Raw genomic sequence first — 21,269 nt, 5'->3', positions numbered from 1 at the left:
TGATCATGGACGAGATGACGAGGAGAGCCATCCTGGCGGCGGGCGGCGTCGCCGGCATGGCCGCCGCTACGCACGCCGTCGCGGCGTCCTACGGCAACCCCGACGAGCCGCCGCAGGGGGCCGTCAACGCCCAGGAGAACCCGACAAGCCTCACCATCCCGGGCCCTCACAACGACACCCTGTCGGGACTGTTCCCGACCTCCGTCAGCCCGCCCCCGACCGACGTCGGCTCGATGCCGCAGTTTTGGGCGACCTTCAACAACGCCCAGCGCCGCATCCAGAACGGCGGCTGGGCCCGGCAGGTCACGCAGGAGAACTTCCCGATCTCCACGACCATCGCCGGCGTCGACATGCGACTCGCGGCCGGCGCGATCCGAGAGATGCATTGGCATCAGGCGGCCGAGTGGGCGTTCGTGACCTACGGCAATTGCCGGATCACCACGCTCGACCCGCAGGGCCGTCCCTACGTGGCCGACGTCGGGCCCGGCGACCTCTGGTACTTCCCGGCCGGCTCGCCGCACTCCCTGCAGGGTCTCGGACCGGACGGGACGCAGTTCCTGATCTGCTTCGACGACGGCAACCAGACCGAGTTCGACACCCTGCTCCTGAACGAGTGGTTCACCCACACGCCGCCCGAGGTGCTGGCCCTGAACTTTGGCGTACCGGCCGATACGTTCAAGAACATCCCCCTGCACGACCTGTACATCTTCCAGAGCCAGCTTCCCGGGGCTCTGTCGGCCGACCAACTGGCCGCGCGCGGCTCAGCCGGCGAGCCGCCCAACCCCTTCACCTTCAAGATGGCGAACGGGCCGGTGGCCAAGCAAACGAAGGGCGGCAAGGTCCAGATCGTCGACAGCACCACGTTCAAGGCATCGAAGACCGTCGCCGCCGCCCTCGTCACCGTCAAGCCCGGTGGCATGCGCGAGATGCATTGGCACCCGAACGCCGACGAGTGGCAATACTACATCAAGGGCAAGGGGCAGATGACCGTGTTCAACACGGGCCCAAACGCCTCGACGACCGATTTCGGGCCTGGCGACATCGGCTACATCAAGCGCAATATCGGTCACTACATCAAGAACGTCGGCGACACCGATCTGGTGTTCCTGGAGGTGTTCCGCGCGCCCGAGTACCAAGCGATCTCGCTGTCGGATTGGCTCACCCATACGCCCCCGCTGATGGTGACGTCGCACTTGAACATCCCGGCGGACGTCATCGCCCGATTCCCGCATGAGGCCGTCGGGGTCGTGCCAGTCTGAGTCCAGCAAACCAGCGGCCTTGGCGGCTGATCTAGCACGGATGACGTCCGAATAGTCCGTCATACGCAGGTATAGATTGGCCGCCACGCGCCCCGGTTTCATCCTGGTCTAAAGCGGATGTGAGGGTTCAGACGTGTCGAAGTCCCGTATACGGCCATACAACAGCCCCGCTGGCGGCTGGGGCGCGCTTGAGGCGACCGGCAAGGCGCTCGTCGAACAGGGCATTCCGGCGTCCGGGGCCGCAACGCTTCTGCGCATGAACCAACCGCAGGGGTTCGACTGCCCCGGCTGCGCATGGCCCGACCCGAAGCACACCAGCAGCTTCGAGTTCTGCGAGAACGGCGCCAAGGCGGTCGCCTGGGAGGCGACCGCCAAGCGCTGCACCCCAGAACTCCTCGCCAAGCATACCGTCGCCGAGCTCGAGGGCTGGAACGACTACGACCTGGAGATGCTGGGCCGCCTTACCCATCCGATGCGTTATGATCCGGCCAGCGATACCTATCGGCCGGTGTCCTGGGACGAGGCGTTCTCCGAGATCGGGCAGATCCTGCGCGACCTGAGCAGCGCCGACCAAGCCGAGTTCTACACCTCCGGGCGCGCCTCCAACGAGGCGGCTTTCCTGTTCCAAGTGTTCGCCCGCGCCTTCGGGACCAACAACTTTCCCGACTGCTCGAACATGTGCCACGAGGCGACGAGCGTCGGCCTGCCGCAGAGCCTCGGAGTCGGCAAGGGCACGGTCCTGCTGGAGGACTTCGACAAGGCCGACGCGATCCTGATCTTCGGCCAGAACCCCGGCACCAACAGTCCGCGGATGATGACCTCGCTTCGCGATGCCTCGCGGCGCGGCGCGGCAATCCTCAGCTTCAACCCGTTCCGCGAGCGCGCGCTGGAGCGTTTTCAGGCCCCGCAGAACCCGATCGAGATGGCATCGCTGACGTCGACCCCGATCTCGTCGCGGTTCTTCCAGGTCCGGGTCGGCGGCGATGCCGCCGCGCTCAAGGGCATCATGAAGGCCTGCATCGAGATGGACGACGCGGCCGTCGCCGAGGACGAGGCGCGCCTGCTCGACATCAACTTCATCGTAGGCCACACGAACGGCTACGAGGCGCTCGCGGCCGATCTGCGTGCGACGCCTTGGCCGGCGATCGAGCGCGCCTCCGGATTAAGCCGGGTGGACCTCGAGTGCGCTGCGCGGACCTACCTACAGGCCGAGAGCGCGATCTTGGTCTTCGGGATGGGCTTGACCCAACACCATCGCGGCACCGAGAACGTCCGCCTCCTCACGAACCTCGCCCTCCTGCGCGGGAATGTCGGGCGCCCCGGCGCCGGGATCTGCCCGGTGCGTGGCCACTCGAACGTGCAGGGCAACCGCACCGTCGGCATCACTGAGAAGCCGACGACCGAGTTCCTGAACCGGCTGCGCGACACCTTCGGCTTCGAGCCGCCGCGCGACCACGGCCACGACGTCGTACGGGCGATCGAGGCGATGCAGAGCCGCAAGGCCCGAGCGTTCCTGGCGCTCGGCGGCAACTTCGCCGCCGCGACGCCAGACACGAACGCGACCCGGCGGGCGATGCGCGACCTCGACCTCACCGTCGCGATCTCGACCAAGCTCAACCGCGGCCACCTCGTCCACGGCCGGCACGCCTTCATCCTGCCCTGCCTCGCCCGCACCGAGGTGGACCAGCAGGAGACTGGGCCGCAATCGATCACCGTCGAGGACTCGATGTCGATGGTGCACGCCTCGGCCGGGCGCAACCGACCGGCCTCCGAGCACCTGCGCAGCGAGACCGCAATCGTTGCCGGCATCGCGCGGGCGACGCTCGGCTCGAACCCTGACATCCCGTGGGAACACCTGACCGCGGACTACGACCGCATCCGGGACGCCATCGAGGCGGTATTCCCGATCTTTCAGGGCTACAACGCCCGCATCCGCGTGCCCGGCGGCTTCCATCTGACCTCGCTGGCGCGCGAGCGCGTCTGGGCGACGCCGTCCGGTAAGGCCGAGTTCGCCGTCTTCGAGGGCCTCGACGAGGATCCGCACCAGGACGACCCGGAGGCGCTGTGGCTGACCACCATGCGCAGCCACGACCAGTACAACACCACCCTCTACAGCCTGTCGGATCGCTACCGCGGCGTGTTCGGCCAGCGCATGGTCGTGTTCATCAACCAGGCCGAGATGGACCGGCGCGGCCTCCACGCCGGTGATCACGTCACCCTCGAGACGATCTCGACCGACGGCGTGGAGCGCGCCGTCGAGGGCTTCAAGGTCGTGCCCTACAGCCTGCCGAACGGCTGCTGCGGCGCCTACTACCCCGAGGCCAACCCGCTGGTGCCGCTATACGCACGTGATCCGCAGAGCGGCACGCCCTCGTACAAGGCCGTTCCCATCCGCATTCGCCGCATGGCGCAGGGAGGCTGACCATGGATGCCCTCGTCCTATCTCGAATCCAGTTCGCCTTCACGGTGGGCTTCCACATCCTGTGGCCGGCCTTCACCATCGGCATCGCCTCGTTCGTGGCGTTCCTCAGCTTCCTCACCTGGCGGACCGGCGATCCGGCCTACCGGGCGCTGATGCGCTTCTGGATCCGGATCTTCGCCTTGGGCTTCGGCATGGGCGTGATCACCGGGATCGTGCTCGGCTACCAGATCGGCACCAACTGGAGCGGGTTCTCACGCTCGGTCAGCAACGTGCTCGGCCCGTTCTTCATGTACGAGGTGCTGTCGGCGTTCTTCCTCGAGGCCGGCTTCATCGGCATCGTGCTGTTCGGCGAGAAGCGAGTCGGGCCCGGGCTGCACTTCTTCGCCTGCCTGATGGTTGCGACCGGCACGCTCATCAGCGCGAGCTGGATCCTGGCCTCGAACAGCTGGATGCAGACGCCGGCCGGCCACATCGTCGACAAGGACGGGATCTTCCACGTCACCGACTGGGCCGCGGCGTTCTTCAACCCGTCCTACCCCTACCGCCTGATGCACATGGTCTGCGCGAGCTACCTGACCGGCAGCTTCGTGGTGGCCGGCGTCTCGGCCTACCACCTCTGGCGCGGCACGCACGTGAAGGCCTCGCGTATCGCCTTCTCGATGGCGATGTGGGCCTGCCTCGTCCTGGCGCCGCTGCAGGCGGTCCTCGGCGACGCCCACGGCCGCAACACACTCGTGCACCAGCCGACCAAGGTCGCCGCCATGGAGGGGCTCTGGGACACGGGTCGCGGGGTGCCGAGCCTGATCTTCGCGTGGCCGGACATGACGCAGGCGCGCAACCTCTACGAGATCGCTGTGCCGATCAAAGGGTTCGCCAGCCTGTACCTGACACATTCCTGGAACGGCGAGGTCCAGGGTCTGAAGGCGGTGCCGGCCGCAGATCGACCCTACGTGCCGTTCGTGTTCTTCGCCTTCCGGATCATGGTCGGCATCGCTCTTCTGCTGATCGCGTTGGCGTTCACGGGCGCCTTCCTGCGCTGGCGCGGGCGGCTGTTCACGACGCGCTGGTTCCAGCTCGCCTGCATGGGCGCGACGCCGCTGGGGTTCCTCGCCATCGTGGCCGGGTGGACGGTGACGGAGACCGGACGGCAGCCCTTCGTGGTCTACGGCCACCTGCGCACGGCGGACGCCGTGACCGTGCAGCCGGCGGGCGCGGTGCTGTCGTCGCTGATCCTATTCTTCGTCGTCTACAACACGCTGCTGCTGGCCTTCTTCTGGTACGGCGCGCGGGTCGCAATGCGCGGTCCCGATCCGCTCGTGGACGAGCCGCCGAACGCGGTGCGCCCCGGCCTGGAACAGGCCGGCCCCGCCGTGGTGGGCGGCGCTCCCGCCTACGCCCGTGCGCTGGTTCCGGGTGAGTAGGATGGATCCGCTCCTCGCCCTCACCCTCGGCGCCGTCGCGCTCTCCCATCTGGCCGTGGCGGACGGGGTCGACCTCGGTATCGGCATACTGTTGCCTCTCGCGCGCCGCGAGCGGGACCGGGATGCGCTCATACGGGGGATCACGCCGTTCTGGCACGGTAACGAGATGTGGCTGGCGCTTGGTGCCGTCGGGTTGTGCGCCGCCTTGCCGCTGGCCTACCATCGGCTGCCCCAGGCGTTCCTGCCGCCGATCCTGACGATGGCGTCCGCCTTGATCCTGTGCGGAATCGTCATCGATCCCCACGTCCACGGCACGCGCCCTCAACGTGTCCGGATCGCCGCCCTGGCCGACGGATCGCTCGTGGCCGCCGTGTGCCAGGGCCTGATCCTCGGCGGATGGGCCCAGCTCGCGATGACACCCGAAGGTTTCTTCGGCGAGGGGCTGTTCGATTGCCTCTCGACGCCGGGCATCCTCTGCGCCGCCGTGATTGTCAGCGGCTACCTACTGCTCGGGTCCGGGTTCTGGTTCTGCGCGCGGCTGGTGATGAGCGGCCCCAAAGCCCACGCGTACGCGTGGCCCTGTGAGGTTCGATCCGGTTCGCACCGGATACGGCCCGGGGCCGCGAACGGCGACCCGGATCACGTCCGTACCCTCGCTCCTGGAGAGTAGTCATCATGGACCTGCCCCTCCTCTTCGCGCTCGTGGCAGCCGGCGCGGTCGCCCTCTATGTGATCGCCGACGGCTTCGACCTCGGTATCGGCATCCTGTTCCTGCTGGCTCCGCGAGGGCGCGACCGGGATCTCATGATGCAGAGCGTCGCGCCTTTCTGGGATGGCAACGAGACCTGGCTGGTGCTCGGTGGCGCCGGCCTCTGGGCAGCGTTCCCGATGGCCTACTACGTGCTGCTGCCGGCGTTCTACCTGCCGATCATGGCGATGCTGTTCGCCCTGATCCTACGCGGCATCTCGTTCGAGTTCCGATTCCAGGCCACGCGCTTCCAGCGCGTCTGGGACTTCGCCTTTGCGGGCGGCTCGCTCGTCGCCGCCATCTGCCAGGGCTTGATCCTGGGCGGCTTCATCCAGGGCGTGGCGGTCGAGAACGGCTACTTCGCAGGCGGTCCTTTCTCGTTCGTCTCGTTCCTTGGGTTGCTTTGCGCGGCCGGAATTGTCGGCGGCTACGCGCTGCTCGGGGCAGGCTGGTTGATCTGGCGGACCGACGGGCCGACGCAGGTCTTCGCCCGCGAGGTCGCGCACGCCGCCCTGCTTCTGGCAGTGGCGATGATGGCGGTGGTCAGCGCCTGGACGGCCCTGACGGAGCCGCAGGTGGCCGCTCGCTGGTTCGCATGGCCGGGCACTCTCTGGCTCGGCCTGCTCCCGTTGGCGGCGGCGAGCGTGGCGGTCCTGATCTGGCGCAGCCTCTGGGGGCGCCACGACAGCCGGCCGTTCCTGCTCGCCGTCGCGCTGTTCCTGCTCGGCTACGCCGGCCTCATCATCAGCGTGTGGCCTAACGTGGTGCCCTACCATGCCACCATCTGGCAGGCCGCCGCCGATGAAGCGACGCTTCGGTTCGCTCTCCTGGGGATCTTCGTCGTCCTGCCCGTCGTCCTCGCCTACACGGTGCACGCCTACTGGGTGTTCCGGGGCAAGACCGTGCCGGTGTCCCACGGAGCTGACGAGGGCGCGTATGGGCACGCTGGACAGCGCCCGAACGCGCTGGGCACCGATTTGCACCTGTGCTGATTCGCGGGACAGCCGGAAAGATCAGATCAATCAACCGGATATCCAAGATATATGGCAGACGTATACCAACGTATGTGGTGCAAAAATTGCTGATTTTCTCAAGATGAAGGGGCAACCACGTTAGGTGCCCTACAAGAAAGGAATCTACAACATGAAACGCTTCCTTCTCAGTTCGGCGGTGCTCCTCGGTCTCGCCGTCGCCTCGCCCCAGCCGAGCTTTGCGGCGGGGGGCGGCTTGGATCGCGACTCGGTCGCCACCGGCAACAGCGACTTCGCCGGGCAGCACCGCGGGGCGCGGGTCACATCCAAGTTCGGCACGTTCGGCCCGCGCCACCACCGTCGTCATCGGCATCACCGCCGCTATCGCTATTGAGGGCACGCCCCGCCGGACTCGGGCGAGGGGGCGGTTATGCAAAGCCGCCCCCGACGTCACTCAGTGCCGACCTCACACTCCGCTGATCACGAGGCTCGCTTTTCATGAAGGGCAGGCTCAAGCTCGGCCTGGCAGCGTTGGGTATCATAGGCGTCGGTCTCGGAGTCGCGCGCTACCGCGAGGCTGCCGCGCCGGCGAGGCCGGAAGCATCTTCCCTCGCCGTTCCGGTCGTCACCGCGGCGGTCCAGCAGGAGGATGTGCCGATCATCCTCAAGGGCGTCGGCACCGTCCAGGCCCTGAACCGGGCGGTGATCCGCAGCCAGGTCACGGGCTACTTGGAGAGCGTCGCCTTCACCGAGGGCCAGAGCGTCAGGAAGGGCGACGTGCTAGCCCGGATCGATCCACGCATCTACCAGGCCAAGCTTGACACCGCCGAGGCCCAGCTCGGACGCGATCAGGCCCTGCTGACCAACCGGCAGGTCAATCTCCAGCGCAACGAGCCGCTGCTGCAGCGCGGTTTCGCGAGCGAGGAGGCGGTCACCGGCGAGAAGGCGCAGATCGCCCAATCCGAGAACGCCGTGAAGGGCGATCAGGCAGCCCTCGACTACGCCAGGACCGAGCTCGATTTCGCTACGCTGCGCGCGCCCTTCGACGGCGTCACCGGCCTCCGGCTGATCGACATCGGCAACGTCATCCAGCCCTCCGATCCCAGCGGCATCGTGGTTCTGACCCAGGTCCAGCCGATCAGCACCGTCTTCACGCTGCCCACCGACGACATCCCGCAGGTCCAGGCGGCGCTGGCCCGCGGTCCGGTGACGGTCACCATCTACAACCAGGCGGGGACGCGTATGCTCGATACCGGGCCGCTGCTCCTCATCGACAACGAGGCCGAGCCGAAATCAGGCACCGTCCAGCTCAAGGTCAACACGCCCAACGCCGAGCGCCAGCTCTGGCCCGGCGCCTTCGCGAACGTCGAGGTCACGACCTCGGTGGTCAAGGACGCGCTGACGATCCCGACCAATGCCGTCCAGCAGAACGACCAAGGTCAGTACGTTTTCGTCGTCGGTTCCGACCACAAGGTGGCGATCCGCTCTATCAAGGTCGCCCAGCGGGTGCGCGGCGTCGCCCTGATCTCAGAGGGGCTGAAGGCCGGTGAGACGGTTGTGGTCCAGGGTCAGTACAGCCTTGTGCCGGGTACGGAGGTCGTCGCGGCGCCTCCCGATCAAGTGTCCGACACCACGACCGCCAGCGCCGGGATGCTGCCATGAGCCTCTCGGCCGGCTTCATCACGCGGCCGATCGCCACCGCGCTGCTGATGGTGGCGGTCGTGGTGCTCGGCGGGATCAGCTACACGCTGCTGCCGGTCGCGGCCCTGCCCAACATCGACTCGCCGACCTTCCAGGTGACGGCGCAACTGCCCGGGGCCGACCCGAACACGATGGCCTCCTCGGTGGCGACCCAGCTCGAGCGCCAGTTCGGCCAGATCCCCGGGCTCACCCAGATGACGTCGAGCAGCGGCACCGGCTTCACGTCGATGACGCTGCAGTTCAGCCGCAGCCGCAGTGTCGACTCGGCCGCCACCGACGTGCAGGCGGCGATCAACGCCACGCAGGGCCTGCTGCCCGCGAGCCTGCTGTCGCAGCCGACCTACCGCAAGACCAACCCGGCCGACGCCCCGATCCTGCTGATCGCGCTCACCTCGGACGTGCTGCCGATCATGACGGTGAGCGACTACGCCTACTCGATCCTGGCGCAGAAGCTCGCGCAGATGCCCGGGGTCGGCACGGTCTCCGTCGGCGGCCTGCAGCAGCCCGCCATCCGCATCCAGGTCAATCCGACGATGCTGGCCGCCGAGGATCTCGACTTCGAGACCGTGCGCACGGCGCTGGCGAACCTTACGGTCCTCCAGCCCAAGGGCCAGCTCTACGGCGGGCAGCAGGCCGTGGCGCTCGAGACCAACGACCAGCTGATGACCGCCGCACAGTTCGAGCGGGCGATCGTCGCCTACCGCGACGGCGCGCCGATCCTCGTGCGCAACATCGGACGAGCGATCAAGGCGCCGCAGGACGTCACCCTGGGTGGTTGGAGCGGCCGGAAGCCGGCGGTCATCCTGGCGATCCAGCGCCAACCCGGCGCCAACGTCGTCGCCACAGTGGACGACATCAAGAAGGCTCTGCCGCAGCTGAAGGCCGCGCTGCCGCCCAGCATCGACGTCGCCATCGTCTCGGATCGCACGGTGACGATCCAGGCCAGCATCAGCGACGTGCGCTTCACGCTGCTCCTGACCATCGCGCTGGTGGTCGGCGTCATCGCGCTGTTCCTGCGCCGGCTCTGGGCGACGGTGATCCCGGCGATCTCGGTGCCGATCTCGCTGATCGGCACCTTCGCGGTCATGTACGTGCTCGGCTACAGCCTGGACAATCTCTCCCTGATGGCGCTCTCGATCGCCATCGGCTTCGTGGTCGACGACGCCATCGTCATGGTCGAGAACATCGTCCGCCATATCGAGGCGGGCGCCACACCCCTGCAGGCCGCGCTCGAAGGGGCGGGCGAGATCGGCTTCACGATCCTATCGATCTCCGTCTCGCTGGTGGCCGTGTTCATCCCGCTTTTCCTGATGAGTGGTGTGGTCGGCCTGCTGTTCCGCGAGTTCGCCCTCACGGTGGCGGTATCGATCCTCGTCTCGGTGGCGGTATCCCTAACCCTGACCCCGATGCTCTGTGCCAAGCTGCTCCCGGCAGGCAGTTCAGGAAAGGCGGGGGTGGTCTCCGAAGCACTCGAGCGCTTCTTCACCTGGCTGAACGAACGCTACGATGCCGGCCTGACGGTCGCGCTGCGCCACCGCTTCCTGACGCTGCTGACCTTCGTCGGCACGGTCGCCCTGACGGGGTACCTGTTCTGGGTGATCCCGAAGGGCTTCTTCCCGCAGCAGGACACAGGCCTGATCATGGGCATCAGCGAGGCTGCCCAGGATGTCTCGCCAGAGGGCATGAAGCAGCGCCAGAGAGCGGTCCTCGACATCGTCGGCCGCGACCCGGCGGTGGCCAACGTGGTCGGCTACATCGGTCCCGGCGGTCCGACCGTGACCGAGAACGACGGCCGCGTGTTCATCCAGCTGAAGCCGGAGAGCGCGCGCGACGTCACCGCCGATCAGGTCATCGCCCGGCTGTCCGTGGCCCTACGGCAGGTCCAGGGCATGACGCTGTACATGCAGGCGGCCCAGGACATCACCATCGGGGCGCGGCTGTCGAAGACGCAGTACCAGTTCACCCTGACCGACGTCGACAGCGACGTGCTCAACCGCTTCGCGCCGAAGGTGCTGGTGGCCCTGCAGAAGCTGCCCGAACTCTCCGCGGTGACCAGTGATCAGCAGACGACCGGGAAGACCTTGACCGCGCAGATCGACCGGACGGCCGCCTCGCGCCTCGGCGTCGACCCCGCCGTCGTCGACGCCACGCTCTACGACGCGTTCGGCCAACGGCACATCGCGCGGATCTTCACGGCGCTGAACCAGTACTACGTCATCCTCGAGGTCGATCCGCGCTACCAGCTCGGTCCGGACGCCTTGCAGCGGATCTACGTCCGCTCGCAGAGCGACACCTCGGTTCCTCTCAGCCAGATCGCCAGGCTCGTGCCAGGGGTCGCGCCGGTGGCGGTCAACCACCAAGGCCAGTTCCCATCCGTGACGCTGAGCTTCAACCTCGCGCCGGGCTCCACGATCGGGGCGGCGGTCGCGGCGGTGGAGAAGGCGGTGGCCGACCTGCATCCGCCCAAGTCCCTCGCCAGCGGCTTCCAGGGCAACGCGCAGGCGTTCCAGACCTCGCTCGGCTCGACGCCACCCCTGATCCTGGCGGCGCTGCTCGCGGTCTACATCATTCTCGGCATGCTCTACGAGAGCACGATCCACCCGCTGACCATCCTGTCGACGTTGCCCTCGGCCGGGCTCGGCGCGCTCCTGACGCTGTTGCTGGTCGGGCGCCCCCTCGACATGATCGGCATCATCGGGATCATCCTGCTGATCGGCATCGTCAAGAAGAACGGCATCATGCTGATCGACGTCGCGTTGGAAGGGCAGCGGGAGCGGGGTCTGACGGCTGAGCAGGCGGCCCACGAAGCCTGCCTGCTGCGGTTCCGGCCGATCCTGATGACGACGCTATGCGCACTGCTGGGCGGCGTCCCGCTGATGCTCGGGACCGGCACGGGATCGGAACTCCGGCAGCCGCTGGGCTACGCGATCGTCGGTGGCCTGCTGGTGTCCCAGGTCCTGACGCTGTTCACGACGCCGGTCGTCTACATCTACATGGACAAGCTGTCCGCCCTGCTGTCACGTCGCAAGTCAGCGGCTAAGCGGGAACCCGATAAGTTCGGTCCCGAGAAGCACAGCCAAGACGCGACGCAGCCGACCTAAAGCTGAGATTGCACCGTTGGCTGCGACGTGGTGCTTTCGATCGCGCAAGCATCCGGCGACAAACAATGCGCAACGGCGTGTCATCAAGATCGTCTATTAACACGCAAACAAACTGATGCGGAGGCCGGGCGACCATCTGTTTTCCAAGTCCTGTCCTTACGCTGCAGGCTGGCGATTCAATCCCGCAGTATACTTCGGTATGAGATCGACGCAGCCGGATCGGGTGATAGGTAATGATTGCGACGATTGATCGACCTGATGAGACGGCCAGCAGGCGTGGGAATCACAGGCAAAGATAATCGGAGACCAGTATGAAGCAGCATCTTGTTGCAGCTCTCACGATGGCCGGGGCGCTTGCCCTGGCTCCGGCGACTGCCGACGCTCGTGGCGGTGGCCACGGAGGCGGCGGCTTCCACGGCGGCTTCGGAGGCTTCCATGGCGCTCGCTTCCGCAGCGGCTTCCGTGGGGCCGGGTTCGGCGGCGGTTTCAGCCGTGCTGGGGCGGTTCGCGGCGTCTTGGGTCGAGGCTCTCTGGCCAGCAGAGGCTTCCGCGACGATCGCCGGTTCAGCTTCCGCCGCGGCTTCGGGTATGGCGGCCTCGGCCTCGGACTGGCCGCTGCCGACTTCGGCTACGGGTACTGGCCCGACTACTACTACGGTGGCGCCACCGCTCCGGCCTACAGCTACGTACCCGTCGCCTACGACTCGCCGACCGCCGATCCGACGGCGACCGCGAGCCAAATCGCGTCCTGCGAGGCGCAATTCAAGTCCTACGATCCCACGACCGGCACGTATCTCGGCTACGACGGGAAGCGGCATCCCTGCAGCTAGGACGCACATCGACGACGCGCCGCCAAGTCGGCACGTCGCACGCGCTTCGGCGGAGCCGTTGACCGGATTGGGGGCGGCTGCGTCTGACATGAACCATTGGCGGGAACAGGGGAAACCGAGAATGAGCCGTCCTCGGTGGCAGCTGGCTGTGCTCCTGACCATCTACACTGCAGGAGCGGACGCCTTCCTATTCTGCACGCCGAGCATCGCTCAGTGGCAGAGGGTCAAGCCGTTGCAGGACGCGATCGCGGATGTCGAACGGCAGGTGGACGCCATCGAGGAGGAGGCGATCGCCGCGATTCCCGCTCTACTGCCTGGCAGTCCCCAGCAGATGCCCGCGCTCGCAGGATCCTGTTCTTCGACAAGAACCTGTCCGTCAACCGAAACGAAGCCTGCGCCTTCTGTCACATGCCGCAGGCCGGCTTCCAGGGCGCCATCGAGAGCCTCAATTTGGGCGGCGTCGCCCAGCCCGGTTCGGTCCGGACGCGGTTCAGCCTGCGCAAGCCGCCCAGCGCCGCCTACGCCGCCTTCTCGCCGCCGCTGTTCTACGCGGACAAGCCCGGCGAGGCGAAGTGCAGCCACTGCTTCATCGGCGGCAACTTCTGGGATCTACGCGCGACCGGGCTCCGGCTGCGCAGTCCGACGGCCATGCAGGCGCAGGGCTCGCCTCTGAACCCGACGGAGATGGCCCTCCGCGACCCGGCCTGTGTCGTCCATCGGATCTCGCAGAGGCCGTACAGGGGATTGTTCGAGACGGTGTGGGGGCCGCGGGCGTTCGGGATCGCGTGGCCGGCCGACGTCGAGACGATCTGCAATCAACCGAACAATGCTCCGGCCACGGCGATCGGCTCGGAGACGCCGGGACCCAACAACACGCCGCTGGTCGTGGATCTGCGTCCGGAAGACCGGGCACGCGTCCAATCGACGTTCGACCAGATGGCGGAGGCGATCGCCGCCTACGAGGGCTCGCCCGAGGTGAGCGCGTTCTCGTCGAAGTTTGACGCCTTCCTGGCCGGGACGACTCAACTCACGGACGCGGAGCGGCGCGGCTACGAGCTATTCAACGGTCAGGCGAAGTGCATGGACTGCCACGTCGATCCGGAAGGCGACCGTCACCCGCTCTTCACCGACAACACGACGGCCAACCTTGGCGTGCCGCGAAACCCCGACCTGTTCTTCTACCACGAGACCGGTCCCGACGCGTTCGGCTACGTGTCCAATCCGCAGGGTGAGGCATTCGTGGACAAGGGAGTCGGCGACTTCCTGCGGAGCCCGGAGGCGGCGAACGAAGCCTGGAAGGCGCTCGCACCGCATTTCGACGGGCGGATGCGGGTGATGACGCTGCGGAACGTCGACAAGCGTCCGCGGCCCGACTTCGTGAAGTCTTACATGCACAACGGCTACTTCAAGAGCCTGAAGGCAGTGGTTCACTTCTACAACACCCGCGATGCCCTTCCTCGCTGCGACAGGAAGGATCCGGGAGCGGGCGTGTCGTGCTGGCCCGCGCCGGAAAACCCTGAGAGCCTCAGCACGAACTGCTGCAATCTCGGCCTCAGCGATGCACAGGAGGACGACATCGTCGCCTTTCTGGGAACGCTAAGCGACGGGTATGCGCCACCTGTCTTGCAACCACCGCCTTTACCGTCGGCGCTACCCGGTGCCGGCAGGTAGTCACAGGACCGGCACCTCCGATGCTAGCGGATGCTCGATGGGCGTCCCACCCGATGGGCCGCACCATACGTGCAGGCGCCCATTCTCGATCGCCTCGCGTGTATGCCGGTAGCCGAGTTCGGCGGCTTCTTCGTAGCTCGACCAATCACGTAGATCGATGCCCGCCAAGGGCGGCTTGAGCACCGCCGTGGCGTGATCGAGCGCCATCAAGGTCTGTGCGCTCCCCGATACCGTCGCCGCGCGTAGCAGGAGCGGGGCCAGTGCCGGCATCGCCTCCGGTACGCTAAGCCACTGGCGCATCAGGCGCCCACGCCAGCCACGCCTCGGCACGCGATGAAAGGCGAGATCGCTTCCGACATCGACGGCAAGGACCGTCCCGCGCTCCATGTCCGCCATCACGTCGGCCGGCAGGTTGTTCATCATGCCGCCATCGACCAGGACTCCCTCATCTGCGCAGACGGGCGGCAGCAGCCCGGGGATGGCGACGCTGGCGCGCAGCGCATCGGTCAACCTGCCGCTGCGATGGACCATGATCTCGCCGGTGGTCAGGTTCGAGGAGACGCAGAAGAACGGCAACCACAGATCCTGGATCCGAGTATCGCCGAAGTGGGCCTCCAGCCAAGCGTCAACCTTCGCCCCACGGGTCAGGGCCACGTAGGGAAGCGTGTAGTCGTTTACCGGATTGCGACCGGCAAAGTCCCGCGTTGTCCAGTCACGTACGCGGTCGAGGCCAGATCCGGTGGCGAAGCTGGCAGCGACCACCGCTCCCATGCTCGTGCCGCCGACGAAGTCGACGGTGTAGCCAGCCTCGTCCAAAGCTTGGAGCACCCCGACATGCGCCAGGCCCCGAGCACCTCCGCCGCCCAACACCAAGCCTCGCGCGGAACGGGTCGTGAGCCGCGCCAAGCGGCGGTAATCGCTGGAATCGTCCTCCCGGATGTGGATGCGCATGGACACCGGCAATTCATCGAATGCCGGATGAACCGGCCGCGGCAGGGGTGTCCCAGCGCTCTGCCGAACGACGAGATCCCGGCGGATCCAAGGGGAGGGAATATCGGAGAGGGCGGCGGCCACGCCCTGCAGCATGGGCTCGCCGGGCTCCGCCAGGAGCAGCACGTGGTCGGCTTGGTGGAGGATGAGCCGACTTTGCGGGCGATCCATCACCTCCCCTACGAGGATGGTGCGGGCATGCGCCGTCTCGAACCTGTGCAACCAGCCCGGATCCGCCCCGTCCGGCCACTCGGTGACGCATCCTGTGGCCCCCGGCAGGACGTCGTCGAAGGCTCTGGCCAATCCGTGCGCGAAGGCGGTCGGTGATGGGCCCCGCGTCACAGCCAACACGGCGAAGGTTCGCGGCGCGTAGGTGAAGAAGCGGCCCTCGTCCGCGGTCCGCAGCCGTCCGGCGAGAAGCTGGGTGAAGTAGAGCAGCGTCTTGGGATGACGCTCTACGATATCCTCGAAATCCCGCCGAGCCAGGCGGAGCAGGTGGGTGTCGCGCAGGGCGGTCGCGGTTGCGGAACGCGGCCCGGGCGAGAGAAGCGCCAACTCGCCGAACGTGTCGGGAGGGCGAAGCCGCGCGATCCGTCGGACGTTGCCCGTGCGGGCATCCGCCGCCGAGATGCCGACACTGCCGGTCACGATGGTGTAGAGAGCGTCGCCTTCCTCGCCTTGCTCGAACAACGCCCGCCCGCCAGGAACGACCAGGGAGACCATCCGACGACGGATCGCGGCCGCGGCGTTCGCGTCCAGGCCTTGGAGAAACGGGATTTCCGGCGCGCTCATGCTGCGAGGTCGGTTGCGCATCCCGTGACGGGGTTCCAGCCCAAGCACATAGCCTGCCTGGGATGCCATCGTAGAGCGCATGCCGCTCCGTTCCAGCCTTCTGCACCCAATCCCGAGCCAGGCTGACCGTTGCAGGCCTCGATCGCAGCCGTGCTGCGAGGCAGCGCCTGGATCGAGTATGAGGCAATGCGACGATTCTCAGCTTCTGGCCCGGCATGGATGGATTGCCGAGCGTAGAAATTCGCGCCGATCGCGCCAAGAGCCAGAATATACCTCAGTATAGTTGAACGGATCGCGTCGCCGAGCGAAATCGAGGCTCGTGGATCGAGCTTCTCCGAAGCAATTTGCCTCGGCGGAGGTCCGGATCGGTTTTGGAGCCGAAATCCACGCCGGAGGAGAACCCTCTCTTTCGTTTCTTGGCGCGCCGAGCGACAGATGGACATCATCTGCTGTCCCGTTTGTCGAGCCCGGACAGTATAACCTGGCAGCAGGTGTATGTCGGGCGCGGTTCCTACCTTTGCGAAGCCGCCCGACCAGCCGTGCGACCAGATGGTCTCGCCAGGAGGGTAGGGCGGTCGGGCAATCCCACCGTCCACTTCCGCAATCCGCGCAGCATGGAGCATCACGATGACCACAAGGCTTCCCTCGCTCGTCGTGCTCGTCCTTCTGAGCCTGTCCGCGCCGGCCCTGGCGCAGGCGGACCTTACCGGCACCGGCGGCGGCCCGCTCTCTACGGTGACAGCTCCGAACACGACGGCTGGAGGCGTGACGAAGCCCCCGAGCCGCGATGCGAGCCCGACGTGGCGGGACAATCCGGATCGGCGCACGCGCCAGGAGCGTGAGGATGAGCGCATCGAAAGCGGGATCTGCATCGGCTGTGGGCCGCGATAGCGGACGGGGACAACGGCCGCTCCTCGCCGTCGCACGCTCGCGGTCGCTCGGCGCGCGCTGGTCATGCGCCGGTCTAGCGCCTCCATATCATCGCCAGCGCCGTGAGGGCGGCGACGACGGACGCCGCCCCGATGAGGGCATTGGCTAGGCCAAGTGCGCCGATGGCGAGCGCGCCACAGGTCACGCCTACGATGAAGGCCAACCAGGAGGCGGCGTCGGCCGCGGCCTCGGCCAAGCGTGCGCGGCCGAGACAAGCGCGGGCCAGGGCGTTGCCCACGCCAAACAATGAGCCCGTGACGAAGCTTCTGCCGATCGCCGCCCCGGCGACGGACGTGCGGATGGCGTTCTGCATGCCCATCGCGAGGGACACGAACAGCAGCGCGGCCTCGGCGGTCCACGGACCGAGGAGCATCCACGCCGAGACGAAGCACATAAGTTCGCCGGCCAGCACAATCGGAAGCCTGACCATTGCCTCGACGGCGACGCCTAGTGATCCCAGGAACGCTCCCAGCACGAACGTGGCGATCACCGCGCCGGTCCAGCCTATCACGTGCGCGTCGCCGCGGGCGAGCGCCATGCCGAACTGGGTGCTATTGCCGCTCATGAACGACAGATACAGGTGACCCGTGGAGGCATAGCCGACGGCGTCGACGAAGCCGGCGAGCACTGTCATGAGGGAAGCCCGGCCCAGGTTCTCCCGCTCGACTCGCTGACCCAGGACAGGGCTACTCGTGGGCCGCATGTTCGTCTCCAATCTGCCAGAAGCGAACCCAAGCCTCGAGCGCGAGCCCAATTCTGGGCCAATGCTGCTACCCTGCGAGATGATGCATCTGCTCTCGGCGTCGGCACGAACATCGCGTGTTGATCTCTGTGATATAGAATTTCTTGCCTCGTCGGTATTTATCTGCGATCTTATTTTGTCTGTTTCGAGCTAGCAATCGATGCGTCGGCCGTTCGACGTTCGGATTCGGCAATGCTGCTTGGCGACTATTCTGGACTGTCGTGGCCGGCAACGACATGACGACTTTGCCGTCAGATTCCGCTGACGCCACCCGTCCCGCATCAGTCCCGGGCGCCTTGCCCAATTGTCTTTCCTTGCCTGCACGGCAAGACGGTGGTGGCGTCGCGTATCTTGCTTCCGCCGGCTACATGCGGTGAGACCACGGAGCCAACCTGTTCGGGCCGGACGCGGATCCGGGACCGATCGTCGGTCACAATAAAAAACACAATCGACTAAAGCAGTCGCGCTTTCAGATCTGGAATAGCGGCAATGCTCGGCGCCACGCTGGCAACCGACAACACATAGCAATGCGCGGCCGGTCGCCATACTATACGAAGGTTTCCTTCTCCAAAGCGAAATCTTATGGCAACTTCCCCGAGCTTGGCACGTTGGGAGCATCTACGAACAATGAACGGAAGCCAGCCCGGTCTGCCGTCCGACATTGGAGCGGCCTGAGCTTCGCCGACGCCCCATCCAAGCTCCCGCACGGGATCCGATCGAGCCCTTCGATGTCGCCGTCGCCAGGGTCGTATCCCGCACGAGGATTGCCGTCACGCAGGGTCGCGACGCGTAGAGCCTGGGAGACCTTGCCGGCGCGGGGCCGATGACGGCGATCGGACCGTCGTCGGTGGTCGAGGATCCCAAGCGAGGATCGTTTGACCGTCGCGGGGCGGCTTTCGCCTTCCGCGATCGAGGCGGGACCTGGGAATAGGAGAGCATTCCATGACGAACAGCGAAATGAGACCAGTCGAGGATATCGCGGAGCGCCGCACCATGCCCGAGGTGTCCGGCCAAGGCGCGGTCTCAGATTCAAGGATCGGTCTTGCCGCCCACCGCCCGGTCGCCCGACGCGCGGGCGCGTGCCGCCCTGCCAAAGCCGAGATTCTTCCAAGGCGGTCATCGCGAATGTCCGATTCGGAGCGCGCCTGCCGCAGCCGAGGTCATCCGGCAAACGAGCGGTGCCTCATCGCGAAACCGCTCCTGCCGGCTCTGGCCGGCTTTCAAGCCATGCGCAGTCGATGGAGCGGCCTTCTCGTCCTCGGCATGCTGGCGGCCCATCCTAATCCCGCAATCTCGCAGGAGTCCTCCTGGGCAACCTCTTGCCCACCTCCGCTCAAGCTTGCTGCTGGCGCCTACGTCCGCTCCTGCCCGGCCGGCTACGCTGACGCCGAGCGGACATGCGTTTTTCAGGATATGTCTCACTGAAGGCGAGACAACAGCGGTGGCGCTGTCCTGTCCAATACCCCGCCGATTTAATAAGCTTCGTCGATATACGGGGCAACCATTCCCCGAACCAGGGTTGGGCATCATCGGCTAGCCAACGGAGCCGACAATCCGCTCGACATTGGTTTGCTCCCCGGATCCGGATGACGCGAGCGGGTCGGCGCGGCGAAGACGCTCTCACACGGCGTGGTGGATGAAAGGTGTCTTCATCCACGCTGCAAGCTTTGCCCGACGCGCGTTGCCGTAGGCTGCCTAGGATGACGCGGTGGCGGACCTTGCCTCGGACCCGCGACCGCGCCGTGGCTGCTCGGCCAACGGCGTCCGACGTCGGCGCTCGCCGTAGGAAATCTCGGCTGCCTCCTATCGTGACCGCGCATGCGTGGTTCCTGAGGCGGAGGCCTGCCGAGCCTGCGGGGTGAGCGCAATCACTGGATCGGGATGAGATGTCGGGCGCGGCAGAGCAAAGCTAAGCGTTCGTGTGCCGCCGCCAGTGGGAATTCAAGCGGACGCCCCTCGACCGACATGCGCTCACCCAAATCGCGTTGCGTGGTGTGTCCTGTCCTGATCTTCGCGGACGGGCGTGCGAGGACCACGCTCCTCAGCCGGATCTCCGGAACGAAACGTCGGGGAATGGAAGTCGCTGCTCCGCACGAGGAAGCGGCTGATCTCGGCATCTGGCGATTTCAAGCATCGCGGATGATGGGTCGAGGAATGGGTGGGCTCCCGCCTAGGCGATCGGGTTTACCGTGGCGGGAGCTGATGACGCTGCCTACACGCCGTGCCGATGCTTCAGATGCTTCCGTCGCTTCGTCCTCGCAGCCGGCTTGGCCGGTCGGGGAGGGTCAACCGCAGGCGTGCCGCCCGAAGCACCCATCTCGCGCTCCTGCCCGGCGAGTGGTCCGCCCGCCTGCGGACCGGAGCGGTTGTAGGGCGAATTGCCCTGCGCAAGAACAGGTCCTGCCAGCAGCGCGAGGGCCAGAGTGGCCGGGAAAACAAATTTCATACGAATCTTGCTCCTGAAGATGTCGCCAAACTCTCGAGAAGATACCAGTTCGGATACAGAATTGTTCAGGGATCAAAATGCATAATTTCGACCAAGTTATATCTATATCCGTGTTACACTCAATCATAATGAGATATCGTGATCAAGTGCCGTTGCTCCTGTGCGGATCTCGAAAATGATTTATTTTGCTGGATTATAGGGCAAAATCGGAAAGTTTTATTTCGCCTCATTTGAGGCCAAGTTGAAGCCGGTCGGCGCTGAATTCGACAGTGCTCGAGCTATCGACGCATCGAGCTTCGGGTCGCCCCCAACTTTTGCGTATGATCCCAGCGGCCGATCGCGCGACGTGGGCAACGGTGATAAGCGCCTCATCTCCAAAGGTTAGTCTTGGCGAGGTCGATGATCTCGGTGCCGCGCCCGTCGATCACCGCCTTGGCGAGCCACATCCCGAAGCCCGTCACCTGCTCGAGCCCGACCTTCGGCGGCATCGACAGCTCCTGGCGAGCCGAGACGACGTCGAGCAGCGCCGGGCCGTCGTGGTCGAGCATCGCGCGCATCGCGTCGGGCAACTCGGCCGGGTCCTCGACGCGCCGGGCGAAGATGCCGGCCCCGCGCGCCATGGCGGCGAAGTCCGGGTTCACCAGCGCGACGCCGGTCTCGAGGAAGCCCGCGGCCTTCATCTCCATCTCGACGAAGCCCAGGGTGCCGTTGTTCAGCACCACGATCTTCACCGGCAACTTGTGCTGGTTGAGGGTCAGCAGGTCGCCCATCAGCATGGCGAAGCCGCCGTCGCCGGAGAACGAGACGATCTGCCGCCCGGGATAGGCCGCCTGCGCGCCGATCGCCTGCGGCAGGGCGTTGGCCATGGAGCCGTGGTTCAGCGAGCCGATCAGCCGGCGCTTGCCGTTCATGGCGAGGTAGCGCGCCGCCCAGATCGTCGGCGTGCCGACGTCGAAGGTGAAGACCGCGTCCTCGGAGGCCGCCTCGCTGAGGGTGCGGGCGACGTATTGCGGGTGGATCTTGCCGCCGGGCTTGCCGACCGCCAGCGCGTCGAGCCCGGCGCGGGCCTTGCGGTAATGGGCGAGGCTGTCGTCGAGATGCGCCCGGTCGGTCTTGGCCTGCAGCTTCGGCAGCAGCGCCGCGATCGTCTCCCCGACGTCGCCGATCAGGCCGAGATCGATCCGGCAGTGGCGCCCGAGGCTCCCGGCCCTCAGGTCGACCTGCGCGACCTTGGCGTCCTCCGGG

At 66.4% G+C, this 21,269-nt stretch carries 14 protein-coding genes; 10 read left to right on the top strand and 4 right to left on the bottom strand.

Annotated features, from left to right (window positions below):
• Positions 1 to 5 precede the first annotated feature (5 nt).
• The 10 genes from BM419_RS28040 to BM419_RS27995 all read left to right on the top strand — a co-directional run bounded on the left by BM419_RS28040 (position 6) and on the right by BM419_RS27995 (position 14,124).
• Entirely contained in the window at positions 6 to 1,259 is a 1,254-nt protein-coding gene (locus BM419_RS28040) for a cupin domain-containing protein (RefSeq protein ID WP_091928371.1), read from the top strand.
• Between the two features lie 133 nt (positions 1,260 to 1,392).
• Complete coding sequence (locus tag BM419_RS28035; RefSeq protein WP_091928370.1) at positions 1,393 to 3,681, top strand: FdhF/YdeP family oxidoreductase; 2,289 nt, start codon at positions 1,393 to 1,395, stop codon at positions 3,679 to 3,681.
• A 2-nt stretch (positions 3,682 to 3,683) separates the two neighbouring features.
• Positions 3,684 to 5,102: a cytochrome ubiquinol oxidase subunit I gene (locus tag BM419_RS28030; RefSeq protein ID WP_091928369.1), complete on the top strand. Its 1,419-nt coding sequence runs from the start codon at positions 3,684 to 3,686 to the stop codon at positions 5,100 to 5,102.
• 1 nt (position 5,103) lies between these two features.
• Entirely contained in the window at positions 5,104 to 5,772 is a 669-nt protein-coding gene (locus BM419_RS28025) for a cytochrome d ubiquinol oxidase subunit II (RefSeq protein ID WP_091928368.1), read from the top strand.
• 5 nt (positions 5,773 to 5,777) lie between these two features.
• On the top strand, positions 5,778 to 6,842 hold the full coding sequence (locus BM419_RS28020; protein ID WP_091928367.1) for a cytochrome d ubiquinol oxidase subunit II: 1,065 nt from the start codon (positions 5,778 to 5,780) through the stop codon (positions 6,840 to 6,842).
• A gap of 151 nt (positions 6,843 to 6,993) precedes the next feature.
• Positions 6,994 to 7,215: a hypothetical protein gene (locus BM419_RS28015; protein ID WP_091928381.1), complete on the top strand. Its 222-nt coding sequence runs from the start codon at positions 6,994 to 6,996 to the stop codon at positions 7,213 to 7,215.
• A 104-nt stretch (positions 7,216 to 7,319) separates the two neighbouring features.
• Positions 7,320 to 8,483: an efflux RND transporter periplasmic adaptor subunit gene (locus BM419_RS28010; protein ID WP_091928366.1), complete on the top strand. Its 1,164-nt coding sequence runs from the start codon at positions 7,320 to 7,322 to the stop codon at positions 8,481 to 8,483.
• Complete coding sequence (locus BM419_RS28005; protein WP_091928365.1) at positions 8,480 to 11,623, top strand: efflux RND transporter permease subunit; 3,144 nt, start codon at positions 8,480 to 8,482, stop codon at positions 11,621 to 11,623. Before BM419_RS28010 ends, BM419_RS28005 begins: the two co-directional genes overlap by 4 nt.
• Positions 11,624 to 12,138: 515 nt before the next feature.
• Complete coding sequence (locus BM419_RS33405; RefSeq protein ID WP_348273207.1) at positions 12,139 to 12,453, top strand: BA14K family protein; 315 nt, start codon at positions 12,139 to 12,141, stop codon at positions 12,451 to 12,453.
• A gap of 135 nt (positions 12,454 to 12,588) precedes the next feature.
• Complete coding sequence (locus tag BM419_RS27995; protein ID WP_348273206.1) at positions 12,589 to 14,124, top strand: cytochrome-c peroxidase; 1,536 nt, start codon at positions 12,589 to 12,591, stop codon at positions 14,122 to 14,124.
• Here the strand turns inward: BM419_RS27995 and BM419_RS27990 are convergent, their stop codons facing one another.
• The 4 genes from BM419_RS27990 to BM419_RS27965 all read right to left on the bottom strand — a co-directional run.
• Positions 14,125 to 15,906: a patatin-like phospholipase family protein gene (locus tag BM419_RS27990; RefSeq protein WP_091928362.1), complete on the bottom strand. Its 1,782-nt coding sequence runs from the start codon at positions 15,904 to 15,906 to the stop codon at positions 14,125 to 14,127.
• A 964-nt stretch (positions 15,907 to 16,870) separates the two neighbouring features.
• Complete coding sequence (locus BM419_RS27980; RefSeq protein WP_175556395.1) at positions 16,871 to 17,470, bottom strand: YoaK family protein; 600 nt, start codon at positions 17,468 to 17,470, stop codon at positions 16,871 to 16,873.
• A 2,320-nt stretch (positions 17,471 to 19,790) separates the two neighbouring features.
• A complete protein-coding gene (locus tag BM419_RS33050; protein WP_091928358.1) occupies positions 19,791 to 20,024 on the bottom strand; it encodes a hypothetical protein in 234 nt (77 codons plus the stop codon).
• Between the two features lie 368 nt (positions 20,025 to 20,392).
• Positions 20,393 to 21,269, bottom strand: an 877-nt coding sequence (locus BM419_RS27965; RefSeq protein WP_244540895.1) for a thiamine pyrophosphate-dependent enzyme, incomplete at its 5' end; no start/stop codon positions are given.

It is taken from the genome of Methylobacterium sp. yr668, assembly GCF_900116245.1.
GTDB lineage: Bacteria > Pseudomonadota > Alphaproteobacteria > Rhizobiales > Beijerinckiaceae > Methylobacterium.
This window is presented reverse-complemented; position numbering and strand designations above follow the sequence as displayed.